The sequence below is a fragment of the Friedmanniella luteola genome (genome assembly GCF_900105065.1).
GTDB classification, from domain to species: Bacteria; Actinomycetota; Actinomycetes; order Propionibacteriales; family Propionibacteriaceae; genus Microlunatus; species Microlunatus luteolus.
The window spans coordinates 2,416,744-2,428,434 of record NZ_LT629749.1 but is presented as its reverse complement, the minus strand read 5'-3'; the positions used below and the strand labels follow the sequence as shown (position 1 = coordinate 2,428,434).

General features: G+C 76.0%; 12 protein-coding genes. 5 read left to right on the top strand and 7 right to left on the bottom strand.

The features are described 5' to 3' along the window. Positions 1 to 322 precede the first annotated feature (322 nt). The 3 genes from BLT72_RS11480 to BLT72_RS11470 are packed head-to-tail and all read right to left on the bottom strand — an operon-like array spanning position 323 to position 3,006. Complete coding sequence (locus tag BLT72_RS11480) at positions 323 to 1,111, bottom strand: ABC transporter permease (RefSeq protein WP_091413023.1); 789 nt, start codon at positions 1,109 to 1,111, stop codon at positions 323 to 325. 1 nt (position 1,112) lies between these two features. After that, positions 1,113 to 1,994 carry an ABC transporter permease gene (locus BLT72_RS11475; RefSeq protein WP_091413022.1) on the bottom strand — a complete coding sequence of 294 codons (882 nt, stop codon included), beginning with the start codon at positions 1,992 to 1,994 and terminating at the stop codon, positions 1,113 to 1,115. Further along, positions 1,981 to 3,006, bottom strand: coding sequence for an ABC transporter ATP-binding protein (locus tag BLT72_RS11470; RefSeq protein ID WP_091413021.1), 1,026 nt, complete (start codon positions 3,004 to 3,006; stop codon positions 1,981 to 1,983). Before BLT72_RS11470 ends, BLT72_RS11475 begins: the two co-directional genes overlap by 14 nt. A gap of 194 nt (positions 3,007 to 3,200) precedes the next feature. On the opposite strand from BLT72_RS11470, the gene BLT72_RS11465 reads away from it, so the two are divergent. Then, positions 3,201 to 4,856: a bifunctional 3'-5' exonuclease/DNA polymerase gene (locus BLT72_RS11465; RefSeq protein ID WP_091413020.1), complete on the top strand. Its 1,656-nt coding sequence runs from the start codon at positions 3,201 to 3,203 to the stop codon at positions 4,854 to 4,856. Beyond that, on the top strand, positions 4,853 to 5,161 hold the full coding sequence (locus BLT72_RS11460) for an Ada metal-binding domain-containing protein (RefSeq protein WP_091413019.1): 309 nt from the start codon (positions 4,853 to 4,855) through the stop codon (positions 5,159 to 5,161). Before BLT72_RS11465 ends, BLT72_RS11460 begins: the two co-directional genes overlap by 4 nt. Here the strand turns inward: BLT72_RS11460 and BLT72_RS11455 are convergent. After that, positions 5,130 to 6,746 (bottom strand): FAD-dependent oxidoreductase, encoded by a 1,617-nt coding sequence (locus BLT72_RS11455; RefSeq protein WP_091413018.1) that lies wholly within the window; start codon positions 6,744 to 6,746, stop codon positions 5,130 to 5,132. The genes BLT72_RS11460 and BLT72_RS11455 overlap by 32 nt on opposite strands. Positions 6,747 to 6,817: 71 nt before the next feature. On the opposite strand from BLT72_RS11455, the gene BLT72_RS11450 reads away from it, so the two are divergent. Both BLT72_RS11450 and BLT72_RS11445 read left to right on the top strand, forming a co-directional pair. Further along, entirely contained in the window at positions 6,818 to 7,093 is a 276-nt protein-coding gene (locus tag BLT72_RS11450; protein ID WP_157720448.1) for a DUF6412 domain-containing protein, read from the top strand. 79 nt (positions 7,094 to 7,172) lie between these two features. Beyond that, positions 7,173 to 8,024: a YidC/Oxa1 family membrane protein insertase gene (locus BLT72_RS11445; protein ID WP_172826059.1), complete on the top strand. Its 852-nt coding sequence runs from the start codon at positions 7,173 to 7,175 to the stop codon at positions 8,022 to 8,024. On the opposite strand, the gene BLT72_RS11440 is transcribed toward BLT72_RS11445, so the two are convergent. Then, complete coding sequence (locus BLT72_RS11440) at positions 7,961 to 8,584, bottom strand: hypothetical protein (protein ID WP_091413015.1); 624 nt, start codon at positions 8,582 to 8,584, stop codon at positions 7,961 to 7,963. The two genes, BLT72_RS11445 and BLT72_RS11440, sit on opposite strands and share 64 nt — an antisense overlap. 80 nt (positions 8,585 to 8,664) lie before the next feature. Here BLT72_RS11440 and BLT72_RS11435 point away from each other — a divergent pair, with 80 nt between their 5' ends. Next, positions 8,665 to 8,886 carry a hypothetical protein gene (locus BLT72_RS11435; protein ID WP_091413014.1) on the top strand — a complete coding sequence of 74 codons (222 nt, stop codon included), beginning with the start codon at positions 8,665 to 8,667 and terminating at the stop codon, positions 8,884 to 8,886. A gap of 258 nt (positions 8,887 to 9,144) precedes the next feature. Here BLT72_RS11435 and BLT72_RS11430 read toward each other — a convergent pair whose 3' ends face one another. Beyond that, entirely contained in the window at positions 9,145 to 10,287 is a 1,143-nt protein-coding gene (locus tag BLT72_RS11430) for a uroporphyrinogen-III synthase (RefSeq protein ID WP_091413013.1), read from the bottom strand. Continuing rightward, positions 10,284 to 11,390 (bottom strand): uroporphyrinogen-III C-methyltransferase, encoded by a 1,107-nt coding sequence (gene cobA, locus BLT72_RS11425; protein ID WP_091413012.1) that lies wholly within the window; start codon positions 11,388 to 11,390, stop codon positions 10,284 to 10,286. The genes BLT72_RS11430 and cobA overlap by 4 nt, the downstream gene beginning before the upstream one ends. Positions 11,391 to 11,691: the final 301 nt, after the last annotated feature.

The following is an 11,691-nucleotide window of genomic DNA, read 5'->3' as shown; positions in this document are numbered from 1 at the left end:
CGCGGTCAGCGGGCTAGCGGGTCAGCGGGTCGGGATCGCGACCCGACGCCGGGCGGCCGGGCAGCGGGTCGTCCGGGGTCGCGACGGCCACCGGGGAGGGGCGGCGGCGTGGGCCCGTGGGGGGCATGAGATCTCCTGGATGGGTCGTCGACTGCCCCCGAGCAGCACCTGGTGAGAACCATCCTCCCGCGCGCACACCACGGCGGGCAGGGGACAAAGCACCCAGCGGCCCAGCCTTTGGTCCCGTGACCGGCGGGTCCTCCGCCCCGGGTCGTCGACGGGTGGGGCCGGGCGGGCGGCGCCAGGCGGGGCGGTCCGCCCCTCAGGCCGAGGCGCCGGTGTAGCGGCGCAGGGCCACCAGCCAGAAGGCCCGGGAGGCCAGCAGGAACCCGGCTGCGACGGCCACGGACAGCAGGGCGCCCCGGACGGTGAGCTGACCGGTCAGGGCCTGGGCGGGCACCGTCACGGCGAAGGCGATCGGCACCACGAAGGTGAGCACCGGCCGCATCCAGGCCGGGAAGATGGGCACGGGCCAGCGGCCGGCGTTGCCGAACAGGGCCTGGAAGACCACGAGGATGTTGTCGAGCTTGACGAACCAGAACGCCAGCGTGGACAGCAGCAGCAGGAAGCAGTAGACGGTGGTGAAGCCGGCCGCCAGCGTGACGAGGAACAGGGCCACGGACCCGGCGTCGAGGGTCAGGCCGGTGCGGGACACCCCGTAGGCCACCACCCCGACCCCGACGACGACGTCGGTCGCCGCCTGCGGTGCCACCACCTGCGAGCTGGCCAGCAGCTGGGAGTCGGCCGGCTTGGTGAGCAGGAAGTCGAAGGTGCCGAGCCGGATCCCCTCCATCAGGGCCTCCATCGAGGGCCGGATGACGAGCCCCACCAGCCCGCTGATGAAGAAGTGGACCCCGATCAGCACGAGCAGGTCGTCGGCCGTCCAGCCGCGCAGGTCGGCGGTGTTGCTGAAGATCACCGAGAGCCCGAGGACCTGGGTCACCAGGCTGACCGCGGCGTTGACGAGGGCGATGACGAAGTCCGAGCGGTACTGGACGATGTTCAGCAGCCCCACGGTCAAGAACGCGCGCAGCACGCGGAGGGAGTGCACCTCAGGCCCCGACCGCGCTGTAGCGACGGGTGGCCCGGCTCCACAGCACCCGGAGCACCACCAGCGCGACCACGATCCAGGCCAGCTGGGCGCCGTAGCCGACCAGCAGCTCCCCGCCGGTCCGCCGGCCCAGCAGGACCTCGACGGGGTGGGCGAGCGTCCAGGGGAACGGCGTCCACGCGGCCACCGCCTGCATCCAGCCGGGCAGCACGGACAGCGGCGCGAACTGGCCGCCGAGGAAGGTGAACAGGGAGAAGAAGACGGCGTTCAGGGCCGAGACCTTGGTCAGCCAGAAGGCGGACAGGGCGACGCACCACTCGACGACGAAGCGCAGCACCATGGCCAGCAGCACCGCGGGCAGGAACGCGAGGACCGTCGCCGGTGTCGTCCCGGTGAGGTCGGCGTCGAAGACGACGGCCAGCAGCACGGCCGCCGGCACGATGCCCACCAGCCCGACGAGCTTGTAGCTGACGTTCTCGCAGACGTCGTTGTGGATCGGGTGCACGGGCCGCAGCAGCAGCGGGGAGAACGCCCCGGTCCGGATGCGGTACTCGAACTCCCACATGTGCCAGATGAAGGTCAGGTGGTCGACGACCATCATCACCAGGAAGTAGGCGACGAACTGGTCGGCGGTGTAGCCGCCGGTGCTGCCCGAGCCGGCCACGGTGCGCCAGACCACGATGAAGACCAGCGGGTGGATGACGCTGGTCACGACCCAGATCGCCACCGCGCCCCGGTAGGCCAGGTTGTTGGCCAGCGCCGACGCGAACTGACGGCGGTAGTACAGCCCGAGCGCGGCCGGGGAGAACCCGGGGGCCGGCTGCGGTGCTGCCGTCCCGGGCCGGTCGACCTCCCGGACGGGAAACCGCTCAGCGTCCGTCACGGCCGGCCTCCTCCGCGGGCTCCTCGGCCGGGGTGGCGAAGACCTCCTCGATGACGCCCTCGATCGGGGGGTCCTCGATGGTCAGGTCGACCACGGGCAGCGCGGCGAGCAGCCGGCCGGCCGCCGTCGGGGTGTGGGCGCGGGGGACCTGCACGGTGACGCTGGTGGGCGTGCGGCCGGTGACGGTGCCCTCGACCAGCGCCGCGAGCTGCGCGTCGCCGATGGTGCTGCCCTCCTCGAGCGCGACGGTGATCACCTTGTGCGCCGCGAAGCGGTCGACCAGGGCGGAGAGCTCGCCGTCGAACAGCAGGCTGCCGCGGTGGATGACCACCACCCGCCGGCACAGCGCCTCGACGTCGGCCATGTAGTGGCTGGTCAGCATCACGCAGGCGCCGGTGCGCTGGTTGTACTCGGCGATGAAGGAGCGGATCCGGCGCTGCATAGCCACGTCGAGGCCGATCGTCGGCTCGTCCAGGAACAGCACGGCGGGGTAGTGCAGCAGGGAGCCGGCGATCTCGCACTTCATCCGCTCCCCGAGGCTGAGGTTGCGGACCGGCTTGCGGAGCAGGTCGCCCAGCTCCAACAGCTCGGTCAGCTCGGCCAGCCGGCGGCTGAAGTCGGCCGGCGCGATCCGGAAGATGGCCTGGTAGAGCCGGTAGGAGTCCAGCACGGGGATGTCCCACTGCAGCTGGTTGCGGTTGCCCATCACCAGCGCCATCCGGCCGAGGTAGCCGCGGTCCCGGAGCCACGGGGTGTGCCCGAGGACCGCGGCGGTGCCCGTCGTGGGGTGCAGCAGGCCGGCGAGCATCTTGAGCGTGGTCGTCTTGCCGGCGCCGTTCGGGCCGAGGAAGCCGACCACCTCGCCCCGGTCCACCGCGAAGCTGACCCCCGCCACCGCCCGGACCTGCCGGGTGCGGCGGCGGACTAGGGAGGTGAGCGCCGCCCTGACCCCGCCGTCGCGCTCGGGCACGACGTAGGTCTTGCCCAGGTCCTGGACCTCGATGTCCGCCATCCGCGGGCGTCCCTCCTTCTGCCGGCTCCCGATCCTGCCGGACGGTCCTCGCCGCGGCGACCTCATTCCGCCGGGTCGCGCCGTCCCGCCCATCCTGGCGGCCGGGTCTGACAGTTCTGAGGGTCTGACCGTTCTGAGGGTCCGGCACGTCCGGGCGGGCGCCGGCTGTCTGCGCCCGGCTCTATCGTTCCCGCGTGGACATCGCCCTGGCCGGAGCCGACGACGGGGTCGCCCTCGCCGTGCTCGACGCCGCGGGCCGCCCCGGGGTCGTCGAGCGGCTGCGGGGCCCGGCGTTCCCGGCCCGGGTCGCCGAGCTCGAACGGGCCGGCCCGCGCTGGGTCTGGGCCGACACGGCCGTGCTGCACCCGCCGCTGCTCGAGGCGGGGGTGTCCGTCGGCCGCGCGCAGGACCTGCGGCTGGCCCACGCCGTGCTGGTGCGCTCCCGCTCCCTGGCCCGGCCGCTGCCCGACGACGACCGGTGGCGGCCCGCCGACCCCGACCTCGCGGGGAGCGGGGAGCCCAGCCTGCTCGACCTCCCCGCCGACGGCCGGACGCCGGACCTGGCCGAGGTCGTGGCCGAGCACCGGCGGCAGCAGGACGCCGTCGCGGCCTCGACCCGGCCCGACCGGCTGCGGCTGCTGCTGGCCGCCGAGTCAGCCGGTGCGCTCGTGGCGGCGGAGCTGACGGCCGTGGGGCTGCCGTTCGACGAGGCGGTCCACACCGCGCTGCTCACCCGCCTGCTCGGTCCGCGGCCGCTGCCCGGCGGGCGGCCGGCGCGGCTGGAGGCGCTCGCGGCGGAGGTGCGCACCCTGCTGGCGGCGCCGGGGCTCAACCCCGACTCGGCCCCGGACCTCCTGCGCGCGCTGCACACCCAGGGCCTCACCGTCGACACCACCCGGCAGTGGGAGCTGGAGCGGCTCGACCACCCCGTCGTCGCCCCGCTGCTGGAGTACAAGAAGCTGGCCCGGCTGCTCAGCGCCAACGGCTGGGCCTGGCTGCAGGCGTGGGTCCGCGGCGGCCGGTTCCGGCCCGAGTACCTGCCCGCGGGCGTCGTCACCGGACGCTGGGCTGCCCGGGGCGGCGGCGCGCTGCAGCTGCCCAAGCAGGTCCGCGCGGCCGTCGTCGCGGCACCCGACCGCCGGCTGGTGGTGGCCGACGCGGCCCAGCTGGAGCCACGGGTGCTGGCGGCCATGGCCCGCGACGAGGCGATGGCCCGTGCCAGCCGGGCCGGCGACCTCTACCAGGCGCTGGTCGACGACGGCGTGGTCGACACCCGGGCGCACGCGAAGGTGGCCATGCTCGGCGCCCTCTACGGCGCGACCTCGGGGGAGGCGGGTCACCTGATGCCGCGGCTGCTGCGCAGCTACCCACGGGCGACCGGTTGGGTGGAGGAGGCCGCACGGGCCGGCGAGCGCGGCGAGGTGGTGACCACCTGGCTGGGCCGCAGCTCCCCGGCGCCGCCGGAGTCGTGGCACCGCGTGCAGCAGCTCGCCAGCCTGCCGGAGGCCACGGCGACCGACCAGCGGCGGGCCCGCAGCCAGGCCCGCGACTGGGGCCGTTTCACCCGCAACTTCGTCGTGCAGGGCACGGCGGCCGAGTGGGCGCTGTGCTGGCTCGCCGACCTGCGTCGACGGCTCCGCGACCTCGGCGAGGTGGGCGGCGTGCGCCCGGCCCTGGTCTACTTCCTGCACGACGAGGTGATCGTCGAGACCCCGGCCGCGCTCGCCGAGCCGGTCGCCGAGGCGGTCCGGGCCGCCGCCCGGCGGGCCGGTGAGCTGCTGTTCGGGACGTTCCCCGTCGAGTTCGCCCTCGACGTCGCGTGCGTCCAGAGCTACGCGGAGGCGGCGTGAGCGGCTCGGGACGGGTCGGCGACGAGGGTCCCTACCTGCTGCTGGGTGCCGACCGCCGACCGGTCCGCAGCCGCAGCCCGGGCACCCTCGGCGGCCACCGCCGGACCCGCGTCTACGGCCGGCTGGACTGCCCGTCGGCCCTGCGGGCGCTCGCGGCGGGCGGCTACGTCGCCTCCTGGGTGTTCTTCGCCGACGAGCAGACCGCCCGCGCGGCGGGCTTCCGGCCGTGCGCCGTCTGCCTGCCGGGGCCCTACCGGCGGTGGAGGGCCCAGCTCACCGACAAGCCGTGGGGGAGGTCGGAGTAGACGACGAGGTCGTCCACGGCTCGTGCGGATCGACGGCGGCGCGCGTCCGCACGCCCAGCCGGTCCAGGTGGGCGGCCAGCCGGACCGGGTCCTGCGCCCGGTCCGCCAGGGCGACGTAGCCGTCCGGGCGGACCAGGTAGGCGGCGTCGCGGCGCAGCCCGACGGCCCGAGCCGCCGGCGACCACGGCCAGCGGTGGACGGCCAGGCCGCGGTCGCGAGCCGCGGCGGCCAGCCCCGGCTGCACGTCGCCGTGCACGTGCACCTGCCAGTCCAGCGACGCCAGCGGCGCGTGCGTGTCCTGCCCGCCGCCGAGGTCGACGAAAGGCAGCCGGTCGCCGCCGCGCACCCGGCCGGCACGCCCGGCGCTGAGCGGGCCGGCCCGGTAGTGCAGCCGGATCTGCCCGACGCCGGCCCCGGCGGCCCGGCGGCCGGCACGGGTGCGCAGCAGGGCGGGCAGCAGCCCGCGGAACAGCAGGTGACGCGCCAGCCGGGCCCGGCGACCGGAGCCCGTCACCAGGTCGAACACCCGGTCGGTGGTGGCGACCAGCGCCCGCGCGACGGGCAGCCGCTCCTGCTCGTAGGTGTCCAGCAGCGCGGGTGCCGCACGCCCCTGCAGCACCGCCGCGAGCTTCCAGCCCAGGTTGACGGCGTCGCCGACGCCGGTGTTCATGCCCTGGCCGCCGAGCGGGCTGTGCACGTGCCCGGCGTCGCCCAGCAGGAACACCGGACCGGTCCGCAGGTGGTCGGCCACCCGGTGGGTGACGCCGTAGGTCGAGAACCAGTGCACGGCGTCGACCCGCGTACCCGTCGTGCCCTCGGCCAGGTCGCGGATGTCCTCGAAGCCGACGTCCTCGCCCGGGCCTGCGTCCGGCCCGCCGAGACCGAGCGGGAGGAGGCCGACGAAGCGGGAGGTGCCGTCGGGCCGGGCGGGGACGACCAGGAGGAAGTCGTCGCGGCCGAGGCAGAAGCTGAAGGCGCCCTGCGCGGGCGGGGCGGCGGCCGCACCCGTCGCGGTGACGTCGGCGACGACGTAGCGCCGGTCCGAGGTGGTGCCGCGGTAGGGCGTCCCGAGCAGCTCCCGCACCGTGCTGCGCGCGCCGTCGCAGCCCGCCAGGTAGGCGGCCGCCACCTGCTCGCACCGGCCGTCGACCGTCCGCAGGCGTGCCGTCACCCCGGTGCCGGTGGCGCGGACGTCCTCGCAGGTCGTGCCGAACTCGACCCCGAGCCCGGTGGACCGCAGCTCCTCGACCAGCAGCTCCTCGTGGGTGTCCTGGGGGCAGCAGAGGATGTAGGGGTAGGGGCTCAGCCCGGACCCGGCGTCGCTCACGTCCCGCACGGCCAGCACCCGGCGGCCCCGCTGCACCCGGACCTGGCGGACCCGGACCCCGGCGTCGACGAGCCGGCCGGCGACCCCGAGGGTGCGGTACAGCTCGAGGGTCCGGGCCTGCACGTCGAGCGCCCGGGACTCCCCGGCCGGGCCGGGCCGCCGGTCGACCACCCGCACGGCCACCCCCGCCCGGACCAGCGCCAGGGCCAGCGCGAGGCCGGTCGGTCCGGCACCGACGACGAGCACGTCGGGGCTCACGTCCGGCCGCCCGCCGCGGCGGCACCCGCACCTCCTGCGCCGTCACCGACGGGGTGCGTGGCGTCGAGGACGTGGCACTCCGGGCCTGGTGGGTCGCGTTGCTGGTGGCGCTCGCCGCCGGGCTGCTGCCCGTCGTCACGGACCCGACGACGGCCGCCCTGCTCGGCGTCGCCGTGGCCCTGCTCTGCGGGGCCGCCGCCGTCGTGCCGGCCGCACCGGCCCCGGCCCTGGGCCTCGTCCGGGTGGCGGCCCCCGGCACACGCGCGCGGCGGGGGACCTTCCCGCAGCAGACCCGGCCGGGCGTGCCCGGCCGCACCCGCTCCCGGGCCCCGGGCTGCGGACGCTGAACTCCCGTTCACCGTCCGCACCGTCCTGGAAGGCCTCCTACCCATGCTCGACCTCTTCTCCGTGCCCGTCTCTGCCCTGATGAAGCTCCTGCACGACCTGCTCGGCCTGGCCGTCGACCCCGGCTCCGGCGCCGCCTGGGCCGGCACCGTCGTGCTGCTCGTGGTCTGCGTCCGCCTCCTGCTGCTGGGTCCGGCCCGGCAGCAGCTCGCCGCCGGCCGGCGCTCGGCAGCCCTGCGCCCGCGGCTGGCCGCGCTCCGCGTGCAGCATGCCGACGATCCCGCGGCGCATCGCGAGGCGGTCCGCCGCCTCCAGGCCACCGAGGGACCCGGCCTCGCCGGCGGCCTGCCGCTGCTCGTCCAGCTGCCCGTCCTGCTCGGGCTGTACCGCCTGCTGGCCGGCTTCACGCTGGCCGGTGCCCCCGGCGGCAACGGGGTCTTCGGGCCGGCCGAGGTCCGCCCGTTCGCCACCGCGACGCTGGGCGGGTGCCGCTGTCCGCCGCGGTCCACACCCCCGCGGCGACCCTGGCCCAGCTGGCGCCGGGCCTGGACCGGGGCGCCGTGCTGGGCGTGCTGGTCCCCCTGCTCCTGGTCGCGGCCGCCGCCGCCTTCCTGGGGGCCCGGCACGCCCGGCAGCAGCAGGCCGCGCAGGCCGCCGCCGGCGACCCGCTGTCGGTGGCGCTCCGCTCGGCCGGCGGCGCGATGGTCGTGGCTCGCCCCGGCCTCGGTGCTGCTCGGCGGTCTGCTCGCACCCGTGCCCCTGGCCCTGGTCCTGTACGTCAACGGCACTGGACCATGTTCCCCGTCCTCGCTCCGCTCGGACGCGGTGATGGGTGTGCCGGCTCGTCCACGCGGTGGTGCTGTCGCGGATCAGGAGAGCTTGCGGTCGGCGCGGTCGAGGACGGTCTTGCGGTCGTCGTGGGTCTGCTCGTAGGCCTGCACCGCCTCGACCTCCGCGTCGTCCTCGAGGCCGGCGACGACGCGGACCGCCTCCCGGGCGGTCAGGTCGTCGTACCCCTCGACCGGCGGCTCGTCGCCGTCGTCGTGGTGCCGGCGGGCGTCCCGGCCGGCCGCGGCGGCAGCGTCGGTGTTGGGCACGAACTGCTCACCACGGGCGCTGCCCGCGGCCTTCTCCGCGTCGGTGGCCTTCTTCTCCTCCTCCGACAGCTGCTCCCAGGCCTTCTCGGGCAGGTAGCGCCGGGAGGCGCCGCCCCGCTCGTCGTCGTCCCCGGTGCGGGCGTCGGCGGAACCGTCCGCGGTCTGCCAGCGCTCGTCGCTCCACTCCGCGAGGTGCTGCTGGGTCTCGTCCTTCTCGCCCCGGTAGCCGCCGCCCGCCTTCTCGTACTCCGCGGCGAGCAGCTGGGCCTTCCGGGCGCTCCACTGGCCGGGCTTGCCGCCCTTGTCGCCGGCCACGACCTCGTCCTTCAGCCGGAGCCGCAGCTGCGGGTCCGTGTACTTCTCGTCCCAGGCCGCCGGGTACTCAGGTGGTGTCATGCCCCTTGTCTACCCGGTGGGTCGCGGACGGCGCCGTCGGCCGGCCGGGCCGGGGCGGGGCCCGCGACTACCGTCGGGGCATGGACGCCGCGGAGGTCGGCCGCCGCAAGCGCCGCTGCAGCCGTGCGGTCATCGCGGGCTGCTCGCTGATGGCCGTCGCCCTGGTGCTGAGCGCCCACGAGGTCGGTCCGCCGATCGCGACGACCGTGGGCGCGGTGGTCGGGTTCCTGCTGCTGCTCTACGGGGTCCACGTGGGCTGGCTGGTCTTCTACGACCGCGACGACGACGGTCCGCCCAGCTGAGCCGCTTCGGCGCCCAGCCCGAGGCAGCGCTGGAGGCCGAGCTGCGCATCGAGCCGACCACTCGACAAACCGCGAGGGCGGTGACGCGAGGAGATCTGTGGATGACCCGCGCTCCTGCACCCTGACGGTGGTCCTGCACCCCGGCGAGGGGGTGCAGGACCACCGTGAGGGTGCAGCGAGGTCAGGAGTCGACGGCGCTCCGCGTCCGCTCGAGGCCCATGTGGAGCCGTCGGCGTCTCCCGGGACGGGTCGGGAGGCTCAGCCGTGCTCGCGGAAGGCGTTCAGCCGGTAGCCGCGGCGGACGACGGTGCTGATCAGCCCGGGCACGTCGAGGCTCCGGCGGAGCCGGCTCATCGCCACCTCGAGGGCGTGGTCGTCGAGCACCTCGGGGAGCGCGTCGATCAGCTCGGTCCGGGACACCACGGTCTCCGAGCGGGCCAGCGTCTTGAACAGCGCGAGGGCGTTCGGGCCGAGCGCGACCGCGCGGCCGTCGACGCTGACCTGCCGGCCGCGCACCTCCACGAGCACGCCGCCGCTGCGGTACCGCTCCACCCGGTGCCCGCCGAGCTGCTCGCAGACCAGCCGGATCAGGGCGCCGAGGCGGTGCCGCTCGGGGACGACGGGCTCGATCCCGGCCGAGCGCAGCGGCGCGGCGGTCACCGGGCCGACCGCCGCGGCCAGCACCTCACCCGACAGCGCCCGCACCAGGGCGGTGCGCAGCCCCAGCGCCTCGGCCGTCTCCAGCGTCGCGACGGCCCCGGGGGCACTGGTGAAGACGACGGCGTCCAGCTGGCCGCGCGCCGCGGACTCGATGAGCCGGGGGAGCCGGTCGGTGGCCGGAGGCTGCACCCAACGGTAGGGGGTCACGGTGAGGACGTCGGCGCTCAGCTCGCGCAGCCGGGCCAGCTGCACCTCGTCGGTGTAGCCGTGCAGCTGGATCGCCACCCGGCGCCCCGTCAGGTCGCGGTCGGCGACCACGTCGACCAGCGAGGCGGTCGTGTCCAGGTCGGTCGCCTGCGCGTCCTCCAGGCCCGCCGCCCGGACCGCCCCGACCGCCTTGGGGCCGCGGGCGAAGATCTGCGCCTGCTCGAGGACGTCGGTGAGCTCGGCCCCCAGGCCCGCGGCGTCCGCCACCTCGAACCAGCGCCGCATCCCGTAGCCGGTGGTCACCAGCACGACCTCCGGCCGGTGCCGGATCAGCTCCCGCGTCTCCGCCAGCAGCGTGGCGTCCTGGTCGTTGTTGGCGATCTTCAGCGCCGGCGCGTGCACGACCTGCGCGCCGCGGCGCTCCAGCGCGGTGATCAGGTCCTGCGAGCGCCGGTCGGAGGTGACCCCGATCCGGAACCCGCTCAGCTGGTCGACCCGTCCTGCCGGCCCTGCCGCCCCCGAGGTCCCCGTCACCGCTCGCGCACCCCGGCCGGGGCCACCGCGTCGAGCGCGGCCAGCAGCTCACCGGTCCGGCCGGCCGCCGGGGCAACGTCGACGACCGCTCCGATGACGACCACCGCCGGCGAGCCCAGGTCCAGCCGCCGCACCTCCGCGGGCAGCCGCCCGACCGTGGTGAACGTGCTGCGCTGGGAGGCGGAGAAACCCCGCTCGACGACGGCGGCCGGCACCGCGGGATCCAGGCCGGCCGCGCACAGCCCGGCGACGATCTGCTCCAGGTTGGCGATCCCCATCAGCACCACCACCGTGCCGCCCAGCCGGACCAGGGCGGCGAGCTCCTCGGCCGCCGGCGGCACGTGGCCGGAGATCACGGTGAAGGCGTGGCTGAGCCCGCGGTGGGTGACCGGGATGCCGCTCGCCGCCGGGACGGCCAGGGCACTGGAGAGGCCGGGCACGAGACGGACCGGCACCCCCGCCTCGATGCAGGCCAGCATCTCCTCACCACCCCGGCCGAAGACGAAGGCGTCGCCGCCCTTGAGGCGGACCACCGACTGCCCGGCCCGGGCGCGGGCCACCAGCTGCACCTCGATCGAGTGCTGGCTGACCGGGTGGTGGTAGGGGCGCTTGCCGACGTCCACGAGCTCGGCGCCGGGGGCGAGGGCGGGCAGGTCGTCGGTCGGGGCGAGGCGGTCGTACAGCACGGCGTCGGCCTCGGCCAGCGCCTGCACCGCCTCGAGCGTGAGCAGCCGGGTGCTGCCCGGGCCGCCGCCCACCAGCGTCACCCGGCCGCCGGCGAGCGCCGGCGTCTCGTGCTGGACGAGGAGGCGCAGGTGGCCGGCCAGCGCCGTGACCCGCTCGGCCAGCTCGGGGACGACGTCGACGACGACCACCGACCACGCCGGCCCCACCAGCCGCAGCAGGCCGCGGGCGTCGTCGGGCTCCGGCTGCGGGACGACGCGCACGCCGTCCGACCGGGGCGTCGGGGCCGGCAGCAGCCCGGGCACCGCCACGGTGACGCGGGCCCCGGCCGCCGTCCAGCGGCGCACCACCCGCCGGCTCCCGGCGAGGGTCCCGAAGACCACGACCTTGCGCCCGCTGACGTCGACGTCGATCTGCATGCCCGGACCTGCCCTCCTGGGAACGTGGCCGCCCCCGGGGCTCGGCCGCCCCGGACGCCCCCGGCGCCGGTCAGCACCCTAGGCAGGCCCGGTTACTCCCACGTTTCCCTCGAGTAACACGGGGTGCTCGTCTGTCCTCGCTGCGGTGGTCGTCCGTCCTCGCCCCGTCCGGACGCGCTCTCCGCCACGACCGCCGAGAGCGGCGGTGGTCCGGTCGCGGTCCAGGGCCCTCTACTCATCACCTCACTGACCGGGTCGCGAGATGTGAGAGAACGGTGAAGCGGCCGTAACGTCGCGCGCC